The following is a 19,081-nucleotide window of genomic DNA, read 5'->3' on the forward strand; positions in this document are numbered from 1 at the left end:
AATCTTACGTCTTTCTGTTCTCTTGCAGAAAGGCGTTTTTATTTACCACATAGAGCATAATAAGTACGATGCGAAAAGAAGGAGGAGTAGGCGTGATATCGATAGAGGGTTTGAGTAAGATTTTTACTACAAACAAGATAAAAACAACAGCTGTTGATGATTTAACCCTTTCGATTGATCAAGGAGATATCTTTGGTGTTATCGGTTATAGTGGAGCTGGAAAAAGTACCTTTGTCCGTCTCTTAAATCGCCTTGAAGAACCAACGAGCGGGCGAATTTTTATCAATGACCAAGAAATTACAGCACTCAGTAAAAGTAAATTACGGGCAGCTAGACAGGATATAGGAATGGTGTTTCAACATTTTAATTTGCTTTGGTCACGTACGGTAGAAGACAATATTGCATTTCCGTTAGAAATTGCTGGTATTGGTAAGGAAGAAAGAAAAAAACGAGTTCAATCATTAATTGATTTAGTCGGTTTAACAGGAAAAGAAAAGGCTTATCCGGCACAATTAAGCGGCGGACAGAAGCAACGTGTTGGTATCGCACGTGCATTAGCAAACAAGCCTTCTGTGCTACTCTGTGACGAAGCAACATCTGCTTTAGATCCGGAAACGACAAATTCAATCCTGGAATTATTAGTAGATATTAACAAGCAATTAGGTTTAACGATTATTTTAATTACGCATGAAATGCATGTTATTCGGAAGATTTGTAAAAACGTTGCCGTGATGGAAAATGGGAAAATTGTTGAAGAAGGAAATGTGTTAGATGTGTTTTCTCATCCTAAAAGTCCAGTTACCAAAAAATTCGTTCAACAAATCATGGGGTACGATGAAGAAGATTATGATTTAGACTATCTAATCAATACGTATAAGCATGGTAAAATAATCAGACTGCATTTTGTTGGCGAGACGACAAATGATGCCTTAATCAGCAAACTGGTTAAAACATACGATATTGATATTAGTATTCTACAAGGAAAGATTACTCGTACTCAGGCTGGTGCATACGGAACACTGTTTATTCAAATGAGTGGCGATCCAGATGAGGTAACAGAGGCAATCATCTATGTGCAAAATGAAACCTCAGTCGAATTGGAGGTTGTACGTGATGCTGACTGAATTGTTTCCATCCATAAAAATAGAAGATTTTGCAGTTGCAACCTATGAAACATTTTATATGACGATTATCGCATTAATCGGTACGTTCATCTTCGGGATACTATTAGGATTATTATTATTTCTCACGAGTAAAGGCGGGCTGTGGGAAAATAAAATGATTAACTTTATTACTGCCACGTTTGTAAATGTGTTTCGAGCTATCCCGTTTATTATCTTAATCCTATTGCTGTTCCCATTTACAAACTTATTAATTGGTACGATTCGGGGGCCAAACGCTGCTTTACCGGCACTCATCATTGGTGCTGCTCCATTCTATGGCAGGTTGGTTGAGATAGCTTTACGAGAAGTAGATAAAGGTGTAGTAGAAGCAGCAAAAGCGATGGGCGCAAAAACGAGAACCATTATTTTTAAAGTGCTCTTGCCAGAATCCATGCCAGCTTTAGTATCAGGAATTACAGTTACCGCGATTGCTTTAATTGGCTATACAGCGATGGCAGGTGCGATCGGTGCAGGTGGACTCGGAAGCTATGCCTATTACTCTGGCTTTCAGCGAAGAGATTTTGATATCGTACTGATCTGTTCGGTTCTTATTGTCATCATTGTCTTCCTATTTCAGTTTATTGGCGATTTTATCACCCGAAAATTAGACAAAAGATAACGATCACAGAAAAATAAGAGGAGCGAAAAGAATGAAAAAAATAATTATTTCCGTTTTATTAGTAATTGGTTTAGGAACTGTGTTAGCAGCTTGTGGCGATGATAAGGAGGCATCTGATAAAAATACGATAAAGGTCGGAGCATCCAGTGTTCCGCATGCTGAGATTTTAGAAGAGGCAAAACCGCTATTAGAAAAAGAAGGTATTACGTTAGAAATTCAAGAATATGAGGATTATGTATTACCAAATGATGATTTAGCAAGCGGAAAATTAGATGCGAATTATTTTCAACATATACCGTTTCTAAAGCAGACCATTAGTGATATAGGACATGAATTAGATTATATTGATGGAATTCATATCGAGCCAATTGGTGTTTATTCAAAGGGAATAAAGAGTATAGATAAAATTCCTGATGGGACAGAAGTCATTTTAAGTAATTCTGTACCTGATCACGGTCGTGTGCTCGCTTTATTCGAAAAACAAGGACTAATTAAACTGGATGAATCTGTTGAAAAATCAGAAGCAACGATTGATGATATTGTAGAAAATCCAAAGAACTTAAAATTTTCACCTAAATATGAGGCAGCAATGCTTCCGGAATTTTACGAAACAGAAGAAAATGCATTAGTCGTAATCAATACAAACTATGCTATCGGTGCCGGGCTAAAACCGACAAAAGACGGTTTGTTTATTGAAGATGAGGATTCTCCATACGTTAATGTACTCGCAGTAAAAAAAGAAGATAAGGATAATCAAGAATTAAATAAGTTGGTGGAAGTATTACAATCTGAAGAAATTCAGAAGTTTATTGAAGAAAAATACGAAGGTGCGGTTGTACCAGTAGGCGGGAAAAGATAGCTGAAAGCAAGTCGGAGTATATAATCGTGAGTGACCGTATCTTTATGAACAGAATGGATTTCATATCATGAAACAAAAAATAAGCAAGGATATGTACTATTATACGTTTAAATCCACTTTGTGCAGGGAACTTGTTCTGTGTTAGGCTATTAAATGTAGGAAACAAGAAAGGATGATTCCCTATTAATAGTGGAATAAAAATGAATTACACTTCGGAAATGGAAAAAGCCATGCATCAGTCACATCATATTGGCTACGCCGAATATGAACGAAAGCTTGATAAACGTATGGCAGTTGAAAGGAAACGTCAGAGAGAACATCGGAAGTGTAAGCATTTCGCTTTAGAGTATAGTCATCAGCTTAATGGATAGTTAGCTATAGATTGAAAAAAGCTTAGATAGATAAATGGCAAAAGAGCGGCGCTTGTGCGAGATAAAAGCATAAGTGCCTTTTCCTTTACCTTAGAAATGATATCTGTTTTTACAAGGTGGATATCTTTGTGTGGCATTTATCCATATTCCACTACGGGACTTTGCTATTAGAGGTTATTTCGACGCTTCCGCGGTGTGGTCAATCTTCCCGTAAGAGTTACAACGCTTAGCTTGATGCTGACCAAGGGAGCTTTCGTTGCTGATCTTACATACATGATACATAGGGCCGAATGAGAATATGACTCGGAAAATAAGAAAATAAAGTGAAACTTCATTCCGTAGAACGCTTTTTACACGGAATGTTAGTACCACAAGGGTATGACCTAAAGGCCCTTGAACGAATCGGGTATTTAGGTGCCGTTTTCTCCCACTTAGACCCTTTTGTAACAACTCGGTCTTGAAGTTGGAGTCTTACGGCACCTTACATGCGGGATAAAGCATTGCTTTAGAAGATAAATGGCGTTTGGTGTATACTTAAGTTTAATGATATGCTAAGTTTACTAGATTTAATCGTAATTGGCTTCACATTTAAAAGAGTTGATAATAAATTCGAAATGCTTTAAGATTGTAATGAGAATAAATTGAGAATGAATATCACATTCATTTTCAATGTGATAATAAAAATAACAGTAGTTGGAGGTATAAATATGGCTGGATCAACTTTAGAAATTAAGAATCTGCATGTTTCAATTGAAGACAAGGAGATACTTAAAGGTGTCGACCTTACTATAAAAGGTGGAGAGTTCCATGCAGTTATGGGGCCAAATGGGACAGGAAAATCCACACTAGCTTCAGCGATTATGGGGCATCCTAAATATGAAGTTACAGAAGGGTCCATTTTATTAGACGGAAAAGATGTCTTGGAAATGGAAGTAGATGAACGTGCCCGAGCAGGTTTATTCTTGGCCATGCAATATCCTAGTGAAATTAGTGGGGTGACAACGTCCGATTTCCTTCGTTCTTCTATTAATGCTCGCCGTGGAGAAGGAAATGAAATATCGTTAATGAATTTTATTAAAGAAATGGACAGTGTATTAGACTATCTCGAAATCGATAAGAATATGGCACAAAGATACTTAAATGAAGGATTCTCGGGTGGAGAGAAAAAGCGTAATGAAATTCTACAATTAATGTTGCTAAAACCAGAAATTGCAATTTTGGATGAAATTGATTCCGGTTTAGATATTGATGCATTAAGAGTTGTATCTAAAGGTATCAATAAGCTTCGTGATGATAACTTTGGTTGCTTAATTATTACCCACTACCAACGTTTATTAAACTACATTACTCCGGATTATGTACATGTTATGATGCAAGGTCGTATTGTTAAATCCGGCGGACCAGAACTAGCAAAACGATTGGAATCAGAAGGTTATGAGTGGATCAAAGAAGAACTCGGTATTGAAGACGAAACAGTGGAGCAAAAAGCATAAGGCAAGGAGGGATACAATGACTGTAGAAACAAAACTGCCATACGATAAAGATTATATTGAACAGTTTTCCAAAGAAAGAAATGAGCCTGCATGGATGCTGGAGTTACGTGTTCAAGCTTTAGAACAGGCTGATACATTGGAATTGCCAAAGCCGGATAAAACAAAGATTGGCAAATGGAACTTTACGGAATTTAAGCATACTACAACGGGCGAAGAAATTACATCATTAAACCAACTGCCTACTGAAATACAGGAGTTTTTGGATCAGGATAATCTACCTGAAAATCTGATTATCCAACGTAATCATTCCATAGCTCATAGTAAGCTGAGCAAGGAATTACAAGATAAAGGCGTTATCTTTACAGATATTTTTACCGCTTTACAAAAACACGAAGATTTAGTGAAAAAATATTATATGAAGGATGCTGTAGCGGTTGACGAACATCGCTTAACTGCCTTGCACGCTGCTTTAATGAATGGCGGAGTGTTTGTTTATATCCCTAAAAACGTGATTATAGATAAGCCGTTACAAACCATCTTTTGGCAGGAAGATCCTGAAGTGGCAATATTTAATCATGTTCTAGTTGTAGCTGATGAGGGAAGCTCTTTAACATATGTGGAAAACTATTTTTCGCATAACGAAAAAGAAGCAACCGTTGCAAATATTGTAACAGAAGTCATCGCACATGATAATGCTAAAATTTCATTTGGTGCTGTTGATAACTTTGCTGAAGGAACGACAGCATATAACAATCGTCGCGGCGTTGCATATCGAGATGCAACGATTGACTGGGCTTTAGGACAAATGAATGATGGAAATACGGTTTCTGAAAACATAACATATTTAATGGGAGAAAACTCATTATCAAATGCAAAAACAGTTTCCGTCGGACGCGGTAAGCAAACACAGAATTTCACCGCTAAAATTGTTCACTTTGGCAAAAATTCAGAAGGCTACATTCTTCAACATGGGGTGATGAAGGATAAAGCCACTTCGATTTTTAACGGCATTGGAAAAATCGAACATGGCGCTTCGAAAGCAAATGCAGAGCAGGAATCACGTGTTCTTATGCTAAGTGATAAGGCTCGAGGAGATGCTAACCCAATTCTGTTAATTGATGAAGATGATGTAACAGCCGGTCACGCTGCTTCTGTTGGCAGAGTTGATCCGTTGCAACTTTATTACTTGATGAGTCGAGGCATTACAAAAGATGAGGCAGAGCGCCTAATTATTCACGGCTTCTTAGCACCAGTCGTTAATCAATTACCAATTGAAGCAGTAAAAAATCAATTGACTCAAGTCATTGAAAGGAAGGTATATTAATGGATGTAAAAGCCATTCGTGAGCAATTTCCTATTCTAAATCAGGAAGTGAATGGCCATCCTTTTGTCTATTTAGATTCTTCAGCTACATCGCAGAAACCAATTCAAGTGATGGAAGTTGTAGATAACTATTATCGAACATATAATTCGAATGTTCATCGTGGTGTGCATACACTTGGCACAAAAGCAACTGCTGCATATGAGGGCGCTAGAGATAAGGTTCGCCGGTTTATAAATGCGGATAGCACAAAAGAAATTATCTTCACGAGGGGAACCACTACTGCCATTAATACGGTTGCTTCCAGTTATGCACGAGCTAACTTAAAAGCTGGGGATGAGATTATAATTACACCAATGGAGCATCATAGTAATATCATCCCTTGGCAGCAAGCTGCCAAAGCCACTGGTGCTTCATTAAAATATATTCCGTTACAAGAGGATGGAACGATCCGTTTAGAAGATGTAAGGAAAACTGTTACGAAGCAAACAAAAATAGTTGCAATCGCACATGTTTCTAATGTTTTAGGCACGATCAACCCGATCAAAGAAATAGCTGCTATTGCCCATGAGCATGGTGCAGTAATTATAGTTGATGGTGCACAGGGTGCTCCTCACATGAAGATTGATGTAAAAGATTTAGATTGCGATTTTTATGCTTTTTCCGGCCATAAGATGGCAGCTCCAACTGGAATCGGTGTGCTTTACGGAAAGAAAGAAATACTTGAACAGATGGAGCCGGTGGAGTTTGGCGGGGAAATGATCGATTTCGTACATCTATATGAATCCACATGGAAAGAGTTGCCGTGGAAGTTTGAAGCTGGTACACCGATTATTGCTGAAGCGATTGGTTTAGGGGCAGCAATCGATTTTCTTCAGGAAATCGGTATGGATAAAATTACAGAGCATGAGCAAAAGCTTGCTGATTATGCCATGGAGCAGTTAAGAACGATTGAAGGAATAAGAATCTACGGTCCGGAACATCGGGCTGCTCTAGTGACGTTTAATCTGGATGATATTCACCCACATGATACGGCTACAGTACTGGATGCAGAAGGAATAGCTGTACGGGCAGGACATCACTGTGCACAGCCATTAATGCGTTGGCTTGAAGTTACAGCAACTGCACGCGCAAGCTTTTATCTGTATAATACAAAAGAAGATGTAGATCGACTAGTAGATGGACTTCGGAAGACAAAGGAGTATTTTGGTAATGGCTTTAAATAACCTAGATACGCTATACAGACAAGTAATTATGGATCATTATAAAAGCCCGCGAAATAAAGGAAGCTTAGATGGGGACGTTTTAAGTGTCGATATGAATAACCCTACTTGTGGAGATCGGATCCAGCTACATTTACAAGTGGCTGATGGCATTGTAAAAGATGCAAAGTTTGAAGGAGAAGGTTGCTCCATCAGCATTGCCTCAGCCTCGATGATGACACAGGCTATTAAAGGGTTAGAGTTGGAGAAGGCACTAAAAATGTCCAACATTTTTTCTAAAATGATGATGGGTGAGAAGGTTGATACGGAAGGACTAGATTTAGGAGATATTGAAGCCTTACAAGGGGTAGCAAAATTTCCAGCACGTATCAAATGTGCAACTCTTTCGTGGAAAGCCATGGAAAAAGGCGTTAAAGAAAACAGGAAGTAAAAATTCCGAAAAGATTTCATTTTGACCTAAGGAGGGTTTATGAATGGCTAAAAATATGCCAGAAATCGAAGAGTATAAATACGGATTTCGCGATCGTGACGTTTCGGTCTTTCGTTCAGGCAAAGGGCTAACCCGCGAAGTGGTTGAAGAAATTTCTAGAATGAAGGAAGAGCCGCAATGGATGCTTGATTATCGTCTTAAGGCGCTTGAGCATTTTTATGAGCGTCCAATGCCACAATGGGGCGGGGATCTGTCCGAGTTAGACTTTGATGAAATTGTTTATTATGTAAAACCGTCAGAAAAACAAGGTAGAACTTGGGATGAAGTTCCGGAAGAAATTAAACGGACCTTCGATAAACTGGGAATTCCTGAAGCCGAACAAAAGTATTTGGCAGGTGTATCTGCTCAGTATGAATCAGAAGTTGTTTATCACAGTCTAAAAGAAGATCTGGAAGAACTCGGAATCGTATTTAAAGATACAGATACAGCTTTAAAAGAAAACGAAGAACTGTTTAAAGAATATTTTGGTAAAGTTATTCCAGCAACGGATAATAAATTCGCAGCATTAAATTCTGCTGTTTGGTCTGGCGGCTCATTTATTTATGTGCCAAAAGGTGTAAAGACCACAACACCTCTCCAAGCATATTTCCGAATTAATTCAGAAAACATGGGGCAATTTGAAAGAACATTAATCATTGTGGATGAAGGTGCTTCTGTTCATTATGTAGAAGGATGTACAGCACCTATTTATACAACAAACTCGTTGCACAGTGCCGTTGTTGAGATTTTTGTTAAAAAAGATGGATACTGCCGTTATACAACCATTCAAAACTGGGCAAATAATGTATATAACCTAGTTACAAAACGTGCAACCTGTGATGAGAATGCCACAATGGAATGGATCGATGGTAACATTGGTTCGAAAATAACAATGAAATATCCTGCTGTTCTTCTAAAAGGGGAGGGTGCTCGAGGGTTAACTCTATCCATTGCGCTTGCTGGTAAAGGACAACTGCAGGATGCAGGTGCAAAAATGCATCATTTAGCACCAAACACATCATCATCCATTGTTTCTAAATCCATCTCCAAACATGGCGGTAAAGTAACGTATCGCGGTCTGGTACATTTTGGACGTAAAGCAACAGGCGCTCGTTCCAATATTGAGTGTGATACGTTAATTATGGATAATGAATCAACTTCTGATACAATTCCATACAACGAAATCAATAATGACAATATTTCATTGGAGCACGAAGCAAAAGTTTCCAAAGTATCTGAAGAACAACTATTCTATTTGATGAGCCGTGGCTTATCTGAACAAGAAGCTACAGATATGATTGTAATGGGCTTCATCGAACCATTTACAAGAGAACTGCCAATGGAATACGCCGTAGAAATGAACCGTTTGATCAGTTTCGAAATGGAAGGAAGTATCGGATAACAGCTCTAACCCTTGTCACATCAACGTTTGTGACAAGGGTAATTTTGTCTGTGCCTAATTTTGCGCCTAAATAAAATGACTTTCTGTGATTTTCTGTGATGAATAAATTAGGTAAATCCTATATCTCACATGCATTATGAGCGTTAATGAGTGTATATGATAAATAGAAATCATCAGCATAAATAGGAGTGGCTTTTTAATTGCCCACTCCACTTTGACTTAGAACCTATTTTATACTTTAGATAATTTCATTTCTAACCCAAATATTCCCCTATAAGTCTCATCATCAATACTTTTTTTATTTTGGAATTTTTCTAAAAACTGTTTATATTATACGAGTCTATTAATGGCTATTTATCACGTCTAAATTATAAGATTTTTCCAGTGAAAACTCTCCAAACTGTTCATTTACTTCGATATTTTTCCTTGTTAAATTACTTTTTAAAAACAGTGATTTAATTTTTTTGAAAAAATTCCTACTTTCTAATATGTCTTTTAGTAGAGTTTTTCGTGGTGAAACTTTTAAAAAGTTTTTACTCATAATAAAACTTAATTCTTTAATCAGTTGACTTAATAAAAGTAGATTTATCATGATTTCTTTTGTTAAATCAGAAAAGTTATATTTAAATTCTGGATCAACAATTTTAACTCGAGAATTTCTAGTGCTTCTTGGTTTTGCGATATATGTCCCAATAACCAACTTCTCACTAATAATTGTATTAGGATCTATGATACTATGTTTTTGAATTCTACCTTTATCAATTTGGTCTTCACTTGTAGTTAATTTATTCTGAGTCTCCTTACATTCTAATAGATGTATATTATAGTTATTATCCAATATTAAAAAGTCTGGAGATTTATTAGGACCTCTTTTGCCTGTAGACATCGCTGAAAGAGATTGTAAATGTTTAAGAAAGAAACTTGTATCTGTTAATGATTTAATGCCAAAGCTTGTATCCATGACCAGGAAGCCATTCCCATTCCTATATCATCGCTTAATATAGTCTTTTGATGCGCATCTATATCCTCAAACTCAGGAACTAACCTTAAATTTCCTACATTAGAAAAACAATTGCATATCTTAAAAATGCCCAATAATCATTTAAAGATCGTCCCAAATGATTTGGGTTTTTAGTAGCATCAGCAACATGTAAGGTCAATTAAATCGAAATTAATGAAGCTGGTAGTGATGAGAATTCTGTTGGAACATTCCTATTTCCCCAACTTGAATAATCTATTTGTATGTCGATATTTACCAATCGAATCACGTCCCCATTTTTCCTTTTAAATTTGATAAGAACTTGTTTGTACACTTTGAAACAATAAAAAAAGAGGTATTTAATTTGGTGAAATTCTGTTTTAAAGGAGAGTTATAGTCTGACTTTTTTAATCTGCGTTGAGAAAAGTATTCACATATCAATTCGTTTTGTGAAAAATATTTACATCTTAATAGATGTTAGTGATTAATGAAGCACTCGCTTTTTATCATATTATACTTCACCAAAAAATCAAGCTCGCCTTTTATGTATTTCTTTAATAAACTTTAACCTTAATATGTAAAATAAGAAAAACCTATATCCAGTATCACTAGCATTGTGCTAATTATTTGAAATACTAACAATTCAAAAATAACCTGTTCATACAGCTTTTGCCGTTGTTATCTGAATTTTTTATTTTATTTATGTAATACTAGCATTATTATTAAAGTGAATAAAACCATATGTTAGATAAGAATAATTGCATTCACTTTAATGATTTTTTCATGAAATAAGTCTTGCATAAATGATCATCCCCTTATTAGGAAGTATATCCATTCACACAAAACTTTTTACACTCTCTTATTATAATTTCGATTAGCTCTATATTGCTATTCCAAGTTTCAGCTGGTTTACTTCTTACATTTATATAAGGTTAGATTTTTAAATGTTTCTTATTATTAATCTTAAGGTACATGAGGATAGTCAAGAACCCATTTTTTTTTAATTCATATACTAGAAGTGAATATAAGAAAAGGAGAATGGTTATGTCTGATCATCCAAAAGCTCTTGCATGGCATGAAACACTTGAAATTCATGAATTAGTTGCATTTCAGTCCATCGGTTTAATGAAGTTGAAAAAAGCAGTGAATCAGGGAATTCGAGATAAAAAGTTATATAATATTTACTTGCAAACCATTGACGAATTAGAAATAAATTTGAGGGAACTATTGAAATTTTATCCATATGCACCACACCCGGGAGAGTCAAGTGATTACCGTACAGATGATAGTTTCTTAGCTGGAGATTTACTAAGCTTTTCCAAAGCAGCTGTTCGAAATTATGCTATTGCAATTACAGAAACTGCTACACCAGCAGTAAGAGAAATTTTTAAGAAACAATTAAATAAAGCAATTGATTGCCATGAGCGTATCTTCACTTATATGTATCGCAAAAGTTTATATCCAGCTTATAATCTAAATAAAATATTACAAAATGATATGAAGCTTGCTAATAAAGCATTATCCATGTAGAGATTACTTTATACTATTTAACGAAAAAATAAAAATTGAATTAACAAACGCTAGGAAACAGCTCATTGTAAAAAGATACATATGAGCTGTTTATTTTTTACACTATAGGAAAGTATAAAAATTTTAGGGTTTATCCCGCATGTAAGGTGCCGTAAGATTCCCACTTCAAGACCTGAGTTGATACAAAGTGTCAAAGTGGGAGAAAACGGCACCTAAATGCCCGATTGGTTCCACTAACATTCAGTAGGAGAGGGAAGAAAACTCCTACTGAATGAAGTTTCACTTTATAGTATAAGAAAAACTACAGCTTTGCCATAAGGACTTGGCGACAAGCCAAGTTTTTCTAAAAAAATAAATGATTATCAGAGTTTAACATCTTGTATCATATCAAATATTCATTTCTCAGCTTTTTAAGTTCTAACTATACGATTTGTCCATCATGAATTATTTTTAACAGCTAAAGTTCAAACTTTTAATCTATCGTACTATATGGTTAAACATGTTAACTTAGCGTATAATCAAATAAAATTAAAATTTTCAGCTTAAAAGAGAATATATTAAAATAGGTTGGGGGAGATACAAATGAGAGGGAAATCGGTCTATTTGTGATCAATTATTAAACAGGATATGTTGAGCTTTTACCAAGCTGTTCAAGATGAAGAAATAAGGTATATGACAGGTACGAAAAATATATTTTCGTTAGAACAACTTTATGAACATTATGATCAAATAAGCAGTGATAAAACACGCTATGATTTTGCAATTTGTTTGGTGAGTGATGATCAAATAATTGGTGATTTATCTATCTTAGATATTGAACAAACGGATCGCAAAGCAGGGTTCAGGATTTCCTTACATAATCAAAACTACCTCAATAAAGGTTATGGTACGGAAGCTGTTCAATTAGCCCTTGCCTTTGCTTTTGAAAAAATTAATCTAAATAGGCTACAGCTGGAAGTTTATTCTCATAATATACGTGGTATGAAGTCCTATGAGAAAGCAGGATTTAAAAGAGAAGGAGTTATTAGAGAGTCTATTTTGTTAAACGATGTCTATTTTGATGAAATCATTATGGGGATGTTGCAAAAAGAATATTATCAGATAAAAAACGGAACAAAATAGTAAATCGAGAGCGGTTATGCTAGTCATGTATTAGCGCTGTTTTAAGAATCAAGTAGAAAAACCGAAATCCCAGTAAATATCATATTTACCAAGGCTTCGTTTAATTTTAATTCATCCATTCCTTTAATTAATAGGCCAAAAATGTAGATGTGATAAAACTGTCCAAATCTGAAGAATTCTTTCCTTAGAACACCTTCTTTTACAAAACCACATTTTTCATAAGAGCGAATAGCTGGTTTATTAAAGCTAAATACTTGTAATTTACGATAATAAATCCAGCCATTGATAAACGCATAAATTGTCTTTTCCATTTTTTCTACAATAGGAGTATCTAAACATGAAGTTCATTACATATAAAGCTTACTCCATAATAATGAGTTTTTTCATTTGTTAAGCAGGTTATGAATATGTTTCTATTTTTTATAAGAAGAGGAGAGAAATCATGCGTTTTGCTGTAATCATTAATTTTATGTTTTGGTACCTTCCAAAAAACATCTATGGGAGCATTGCTTTATGGTGATACACAGTGAAAAGCGAGGAGCTTATTGCAGAGCAAGACATTTCCAATCTGTTATATTCAGCAGTGAACAAACATAAAAATAGTGTTCTGTACTAATTTACCAGACAATTATCTGATGTCTTTTCTGTGAATAACATGTATATTAGAAATAAGTAGGTTAGAATAATGATATAGGGGTATCGCTATTAACGTTTTATAAAAATCGTAATTACTTTATATCCAACAGTAATGGGGGATGATAAGTATGGTACCGGAAGTAGTTTCAAAGGAAAATTGGAAGCGTTTTATTAGTGAGGGGAGTTTTCTAGATGAAAATATGTCCTATGAACTGATTGATTCGTGGAAACGATGCAAAAGTCATGGGGTAGACCCTTTTGATGGTGTATCACAATCAATTTTAAAAGTAAGTGACATACAGCGACGATTACAACATAATGAACTATTAATTAAATTGACAGAAGAACAATTGGATCAGTTGAATTATTTTTTAAAGGGATGGAAATTTGTTACAACATTGACAGATAAAGATGGTTTTATCCTGCAAAATATAGGGGATCATTGCGTAGAAGCAAAGGCTCGTGAAATTCACTTTATTCAAGGAGCGAATTGGGGGGAAATTGAAGTAGGTACCAATGCAATTGGACTAGCACATCGTTTCAAAAAGCCGTTTACGGTAAAGGGATATGCCCATTTTGCAGTAGCTTCACAAATATGGAACTGTGCTGCTGCTCCAATCGTTGATCAGGATAATCAGATCTTAGGAGTATTAAATATTTCGAGTCCATATCATCCAATTAATTACAGCTATGTGCTGGCAACGGTGAAAATGATAGCAGATTCGATTTCGCTTGCTTGGAGAAAAACAATTTATGAAGATATGGAATACTTAGTAAAAAGTGCAACTTCAATCAATACAATTATTTGCTCAAGAGATAATATTATTTGTAAATTACCTAAATTTTTGAAAGAACCATATGGGTATTTATTAGGTGAGTCATTAGATATGTTGCAACAGGAGGTTGTATTAAAAGAGAAAAAAATCCCAATCAAAGTAAATGGACGGATTATTGGGTATCAAATCTATGTAGAGGAGCCAAAACAGGAAAAGCAAGCGACTATTTATTTCCGTGGTGTTACCGGTAAAAGTCAAGCATTTCAAAAGGTCTTGGATAATATAAGCAAAGTCGCTTCAACTGATGTAGCGGTTCATATTTATGGTGAGACAGGAACAGGAAAAGAGTTAATCGCTGAAGCTATTCATAGAAATAGCGATCGAAACGATCACCCATTTATTTCAATAAACTGTGGAGCGGTTCCTGAACAGCTTTTAGAAAGTGAATTATTTGGTTATGAGCCAGGAGCATTTACTGGCGCACATAAATTAGGGAAAATGGGGAAGCTGGAGGCAGCAGATGGCGGGACTTTATTTTTAGATGAAATTGGTGATATGCCAAGTTCCATGCAGGTATCTTTACTTCGAGTATTACAGCAGAACCAGGTGACACGAATAGGAGGTCATCAGCCGATTGACGTCGATGTACGAATTATATCAGCTGCCAATGTTGATATTCGTGACCTTGTACACACTGGGAAAATGCGGGCTGATTTGTTTTATCGAATCTACGGTTATCCAATTGATGTACCAGCACTTCGTCAACGAAAAGAAGATATACCTTTTTTTATTCATGATTTTTGTCGTAAGAACAATTGGCAACCAAGCTGGGTTTCTAGACTAATTGCTATTTTTAAGGAAGGTATGTGGTTGGGAAATATTCGTGAATTATATAATGCACTAGATCGTTGTCGAATTTCATTTGCAGATCGGGAACCTTCTGAGGAAGAACTTTATACTATTATTTCTCTTTGGAGTTCGAAAAACGAAGAAAAAACAGCCAATCAAAAATTAAAGTTAAGTTTTCGTGAACAATTAGAATATGAAAAAATTCAGGATGCATTAATCACTCATCATAATCATGTTGAACGTGCAGCAAAAGAATTAAACATATCTCGCAGTACCTTATACCGAAAATTAAAAAAGTATAACCTTACTTAACTGTTATTGACTATAAAAAGTAGCTAATTCGTTTAATTCTTAAGTTGACAAAAATGATACTTCGAATATTTTGAGCTGAACATTTTTTAAACCATTCCACCCATTTCCTTAAACAACGATAGTAAAAAATGCGACAAAATGAGACAATTTGCAAAAGTTGTCTCATTTTTAATTACGTTTATTGAAAGCGCTTTATTTTAAAGGAGTTAAAAGTTGGCATGATATTTGCTATCTATATTTGTGAAAGACAACAAATATCTTAAAAGGAGGATGTTTCCATGGATAAAAATAAAGCGCATTGGATTTATGCCAAAATGAATGATATCCGCAATTTTGAAAATCAGGTACAAAAAATTTTCTCAACAGGTGTAATACCGGGGTTTGTTCACTTATATGCAGGAGAAGAAGCTATTGCTGTAGGAGTATGCGCACATTTAAATAAAGATGATTATATTACAAGTACACATCGCGGTCATGGGCATTGTATTGCTAAGGGTTGTGATTTAAATGGAATGATGGCAGAAATATTTGGGAAAGAGACAGGATTATGTAATGGAAAAGGCGGCTCCATGCATATTGCTGATCTCGAAGTGGGAATGCTTGGGGCAAACGGTATTGTCGGTGGAGGGTTTCCATTGGCAGTTGGTGCTGGTTTATCTTCCTATGTACAAGGCACGGATAGTGTTTCGGTTTGCTTTTTTGGTGATGGAGCAAATAATCATGGCACGTTTCATGAAGGAATTAATATCGCAGCAGCTTTAAAATTACCGGTTATTTTTGTAGCAGAAAATAACGGCTTTGGTGAAGCGACCCCATTTGAATATGCTACCTCGGCAAAAACAATCGCTGAACGAGCAAAGGCTTATAATATTCCGGGAGTTAGAGTTAATGGAAATGATGTCATGGAAGTTTACGCTGCAACAGAAAAAGCGGTGAAAAGAGCTAAAAATGGAGAAGGTCCTACTTTAATTGAAGCATTAACTTATCGGACTCACGGACATTTTGAAGGCGATAATCAAGCATATAAGTCTGAGGCAGATAAAGAAAAATGGCCGGTCGATATCGATTGTATTAAAAAATTTAAGGAATATGCATTACAAAACGATTTATTGTCGGAGGAAGAGTTAACAGAAATAGAACGTGCTTCAGAACAAGCAGTGCAAGAAGCAGTGGAATTTGCTCATAACAGTAAAGAGCCAAGTGCTGAGACATTAACTGAAAATGTATATGTTGCTTATAGACAATAAAAATGAGGTGAGGAAAAATGGCTAGAAAATTAACATTTTCAAAAGCGATTAATGAGGCAATGGATATAGCAATGGAACGAGATAATAAAGTCATTTTAATTGGGGAGGACGTAGCCGGAGGAGCGACTGTTGATCATTTACAGGATGAAGAAGCTTGGGGTGGCGTTTTCGGGGTAACGCAAGGATTAGGGAATAAGTATGGGCGTAAGCGAGTCATCGATATGCCAATTGCTGAAGCAGGGTACATGGGAGCGGCGGTAGCAGCAGCCGTTACAGGGTTAAGGCCAATATCTGAACTGATGTTTAATGATTTTATTGGCAGCTGTCTGGATGAAGTGATGAATCAAGGTGCAAAAATTCGCTATATGTTTGGCGGGAAAGCAGAAGTACCATTAACGATTCGGACGAGCCATGGGGCAGGAGCTGGAGCAGCTGCTCAGCATTCACAATCTTTATATGGAATGTTTACTGCGATCCCCGGTTTAAAAGTAGTTGTCCCGTCAAATCCTTATGATGCAAAAGGTTTATTGTTATCAGCAATCGAAGACAGTGATATCGTTGCCTTTTTTGAGGATAAGACATTATACAGTATGAAAGGAGAAGTACCAGAAGGTTATTATACGATTCCTTTAGGACAAGCGGAAATAAAACGCAGCGGTGATGATTTGACAATCGTTGCTATCGGTAAAATGGTGCATGTAGCAGAAGAAGCTGCAAATGAGCTGGCAAAGCAGGGAGTGGAAACAGAAATTATTGATCCAAGGTCATTATCTCCACTTGATGAGGATACGATTTTACAGTCTGTAGATAAAACTGGTTGTTTATTAATCATTGATGAAGCGAATCCACGCTGTAATGCTGCAACAGATATTTCGGCAATGGTTGTGGATAAAGGGTTTGATTCCTTAGATGCGCCAATTAAAATGGTTACCGCTCCGCACGCACCAGTACCATTTGCAAGAAATTTGGAAAACTTATATATACCAAATACGAGTACAGTAGTACAAACAGCTAAAGAAATGATAGGAAAGCTTACCTTATCAAGATAAACAGGAGGGGATTTTATGGCTATAACAATTGTAATGCCGAAGTTAGGTATGACAATGACAGAAGGGACGATTGAAGAGTGGTTGAAAAAACCGGGAGATGCAGTTAAAGAAGGAGAAGGAATTGCCACAATAAGTTCTGATAAATTAACTAGTGAAGTGGAGGCCCCTAAAGCAGGGATATTATTGAATATAACCAAAGAAGTAGGGGAAGAAGTTCCAGTTGGTGAAGTGATTGGTTTCGTTGGCCAAGAAGGAGAAGAAGTGAGCGAAACAATTTCTACCTTGCTGGAAAAAAAAGGAGAAAAGCCTGAAGCATTATCTCAACAAGCAGCTCCTGAAAAAACAGTTGATCCGCTTATAGATCAAAAACAGGATGGACCAAATAGAAAAAGACGAATTTCACCAGCTGCACGGAAAAAAGCAAAAGAATTAGACATAAATATTGCAACTATTGAAGGGACAGGTCCTAAAGGAAGAATTACTCGCCGGGATGTGGAGAGAGCTGCTGAACAAAAAGAGGTAGCGGTAACGAAAGTGCAAACAGAGGAAAGAGTTGTTGAACGACCAATAAAGGCTAATAACATGAAAGGGTTATCTGCTATGCGTAAATCCATAGCAATAAATATGCAGGAAAGTCTTGCAAATACTGCTCAGTTAACGTTACATCGGAAAGCAGATATTACAAAACTGCTTGTTTTTCAAAAGAAACTTCGTGAGGAAGCAGACCAGAATAATATAGAGATAAAGCTGACATTAACCGTTTTTCTAGCAAGGGCAGTTACCCTAAGCTTACTAGATCATCCGGAAGTAAATACACATTTGATAGATGATATGTTGCAGCAATATGAGGCAGTACATTTAGGAATTGCCACATCTTTAGATGACGGATTAGTAGTTCCAGTAGTAAAACACGCAGAAAGACTGCCGATTGGTAGCTTGGCGAAGCAAATTCAAGAGATAACAGAAGCTGCTAGAGCCGGAGAAAATTTAGAGATGAGTGGTTCTACATTTACGATTACCAATTTGGGTGCTCAAGGGATTGAATATTTTACGCCTATCCTCAATCCCCCTGAAAGTGGGATACTTGGTGTAGGAACATTTATGAAGGAAATGGGACTGGACGAGCATGAAAAGCTGCAAACCATGATCAAGTTGCCACTAAGTTTGACATTTGATCACCGCGTACTAGATGGAGCTCCGGCAGCTGTCTTTTTAAGAAAAATTGTTTATTATTTAGAAAATCCGTATTTATTATTGCTTTAATCAGCTGTTAAAAATAATATCTGTCAGTTATCGCAAAACATAGCTGGCAGATTTAAATTGTAGGATTAATTTTTATCCTAAAATCAAACGGTATTTGAATGGACCGAACTAATGAAGAAAATAAAAGTTTTAAAAGGTGGAAGTAAATTTATCCCGCATGTAAGGTGCCGTAAGATTCCCACTTCAAGACTGAGTTGATACAAAAGGGTCTAAGTGTTAGAAAACGGCACCTAAATGCCCGATTCGTTCAAGGGCCTTTAGGTCATACCCTTGTGGTACTAACATTCCCGTGTAAAAAGCGTTCTACGGAATGAAGTTTCACTTTATCCCGCATGTAAGGTGCCGTAAGACTCCCACTTTAAGAGCCTGAGTTGATACAAAAGGGTCTAAGTGTTAGA

17 protein-coding genes are annotated in these 19,081 nt (G+C 36.2%); 15 read left to right on the top strand and 2 right to left on the bottom strand.

The annotated features are described in order from the left end of the window. Nucleotides 1-92 precede the first annotated feature (92 nt). The 9 genes from KQI21_RS10745 (at nucleotide 93) to sufB (ending at nucleotide 8,920) form a co-directional block, all read left to right on the top strand. Nucleotides 93-1,124: a methionine ABC transporter ATP-binding protein gene (locus tag KQI21_RS10745; protein WP_216484166.1), complete on the top strand. Its 1,032-nt coding sequence runs from the start codon at nucleotides 93-95 to the stop codon at nucleotides 1,122-1,124. Then, complete coding sequence (locus KQI21_RS10750) at nucleotides 1,114-1,782, top strand: methionine ABC transporter permease (RefSeq protein WP_216484167.1); 669 nt, start codon at nucleotides 1,114-1,116, stop codon at nucleotides 1,780-1,782. The genes KQI21_RS10745 and KQI21_RS10750 overlap by 11 nt, the downstream gene beginning before the upstream one ends. A 31-nt stretch (nucleotides 1,783-1,813) precedes the next feature. Continuing rightward, on the top strand, nucleotides 1,814-2,641 hold the full coding sequence (locus KQI21_RS10755; protein WP_216484168.1) for a MetQ/NlpA family ABC transporter substrate-binding protein: 828 nt from the start codon (nucleotides 1,814-1,816) through the stop codon (nucleotides 2,639-2,641). Between the two features lie 200 nt (nucleotides 2,642-2,841). Further along, nucleotides 2,842-3,012 carry a YuzK family famiily protein gene (locus tag KQI21_RS10760; RefSeq protein WP_216484169.1) on the top strand — a complete coding sequence of 57 codons (171 nt, stop codon included), beginning with the start codon at nucleotides 2,842-2,844 and terminating at the stop codon, nucleotides 3,010-3,012. 707 nt (nucleotides 3,013-3,719) lie between these two features. Continuing rightward, nucleotides 3,720-4,505 (top strand): Fe-S cluster assembly ATPase SufC, encoded by a 786-nt coding sequence (gene sufC, locus KQI21_RS10765; protein ID WP_216484170.1) that lies wholly within the window; start codon nucleotides 3,720-3,722, stop codon nucleotides 4,503-4,505. A gap of 16 nt (nucleotides 4,506-4,521) precedes the next feature. After that, nucleotides 4,522-5,829 carry a Fe-S cluster assembly protein SufD gene (gene sufD / locus KQI21_RS10770; protein WP_216484171.1) on the top strand — a complete coding sequence of 436 codons (1,308 nt, stop codon included), beginning with the start codon at nucleotides 4,522-4,524 and terminating at the stop codon, nucleotides 5,827-5,829. Beyond that, nucleotides 5,829-7,052, top strand: a complete 1,224-nt coding sequence (locus KQI21_RS10775; protein ID WP_216484172.1) for a cysteine desulfurase — start codon at nucleotides 5,829-5,831, stop codon at nucleotides 7,050-7,052. The genes sufD and KQI21_RS10775 overlap by 1 nt, the downstream gene beginning before the upstream one ends. Next, a complete protein-coding gene (gene sufU / locus KQI21_RS10780) occupies nucleotides 7,039-7,479 on the top strand; it encodes a Fe-S cluster assembly sulfur transfer protein SufU (RefSeq protein WP_077320128.1) in 441 nt (146 codons plus the stop codon). Before KQI21_RS10775 ends, sufU begins: the two co-directional genes overlap by 14 nt. A 43-nt stretch (nucleotides 7,480-7,522) precedes the next feature. Continuing rightward, nucleotides 7,523-8,920: a Fe-S cluster assembly protein SufB gene (gene sufB / locus KQI21_RS10785; RefSeq protein WP_216484173.1), complete on the top strand. Its 1,398-nt coding sequence runs from the start codon at nucleotides 7,523-7,525 to the stop codon at nucleotides 8,918-8,920. A 343-nt stretch (nucleotides 8,921-9,263) separates the two neighbouring features. Here the strand turns inward: sufB and KQI21_RS10790 are convergent, their stop codons facing one another. After that, complete coding sequence (locus KQI21_RS10790) at nucleotides 9,264-9,881, bottom strand: hypothetical protein (RefSeq protein WP_216484174.1); 618 nt, start codon at nucleotides 9,879-9,881, stop codon at nucleotides 9,264-9,266. A 1,062-nt stretch (nucleotides 9,882-10,943) separates the two neighbouring features. Between KQI21_RS10790 and KQI21_RS10795 the strand changes: the two genes are divergently transcribed. Then, nucleotides 10,944-11,429, top strand: coding sequence for a spore coat protein (locus KQI21_RS10795; protein WP_216484175.1), 486 nt, complete (start codon nucleotides 10,944-10,946; stop codon nucleotides 11,427-11,429). Nucleotides 11,430-12,056: 627 nt separating this feature from the next. Next, a complete protein-coding gene (locus KQI21_RS10800) occupies nucleotides 12,057-12,551 on the top strand; it encodes a GNAT family N-acetyltransferase (protein WP_216484176.1) in 495 nt (164 codons plus the stop codon). A 41-nt stretch (nucleotides 12,552-12,592) separates the two neighbouring features. Here KQI21_RS10800 and KQI21_RS16170 read toward each other — a convergent pair whose 3' ends face one another. Continuing rightward, nucleotides 12,593-12,862, bottom strand: coding sequence for a GNAT family N-acetyltransferase (locus KQI21_RS16170; protein WP_253291394.1), 270 nt, complete (start codon nucleotides 12,860-12,862; stop codon nucleotides 12,593-12,595). Nucleotides 12,863-13,315: 453 nt separating this feature from the next. Here KQI21_RS16170 and KQI21_RS10810 point away from each other — a divergent pair, with 453 nt between their 5' ends. From KQI21_RS10810 to KQI21_RS10825, 4 genes are all read left to right on the top strand, one after another. Then, nucleotides 13,316-15,124 (top strand): sigma-54-dependent Fis family transcriptional regulator, encoded by a 1,809-nt coding sequence (locus KQI21_RS10810; RefSeq protein WP_216484177.1) that lies wholly within the window; start codon nucleotides 13,316-13,318, stop codon nucleotides 15,122-15,124. Between the two features lie 278 nt (nucleotides 15,125-15,402). Next, nucleotides 15,403-16,371: a thiamine pyrophosphate-dependent dehydrogenase E1 component subunit alpha gene (locus KQI21_RS10815; RefSeq protein WP_216484178.1), complete on the top strand. Its 969-nt coding sequence runs from the start codon at nucleotides 15,403-15,405 to the stop codon at nucleotides 16,369-16,371. Between the two features lie 17 nt (nucleotides 16,372-16,388). Then, nucleotides 16,389-17,420, top strand: coding sequence for an alpha-ketoacid dehydrogenase subunit beta (locus KQI21_RS10820; RefSeq protein ID WP_216484179.1), 1,032 nt, complete (start codon nucleotides 16,389-16,391; stop codon nucleotides 17,418-17,420). Nucleotides 17,421-17,435: 15 nt separating this feature from the next. After that, nucleotides 17,436-18,683 (top strand): dihydrolipoamide acetyltransferase family protein, encoded by a 1,248-nt coding sequence (locus KQI21_RS10825; protein WP_216484180.1) that lies wholly within the window; start codon nucleotides 17,436-17,438, stop codon nucleotides 18,681-18,683. The last annotated feature ends 398 nt before the right edge of the window (nucleotides 18,684-19,081 follow it).

This window comes from Virgibacillus proomii, assembly GCF_018916875.1.
GTDB classification, from domain to species: Bacteria; Bacillota; Bacilli; order Bacillales; family Amphibacillaceae; genus Virgibacillus; species Virgibacillus proomii_B.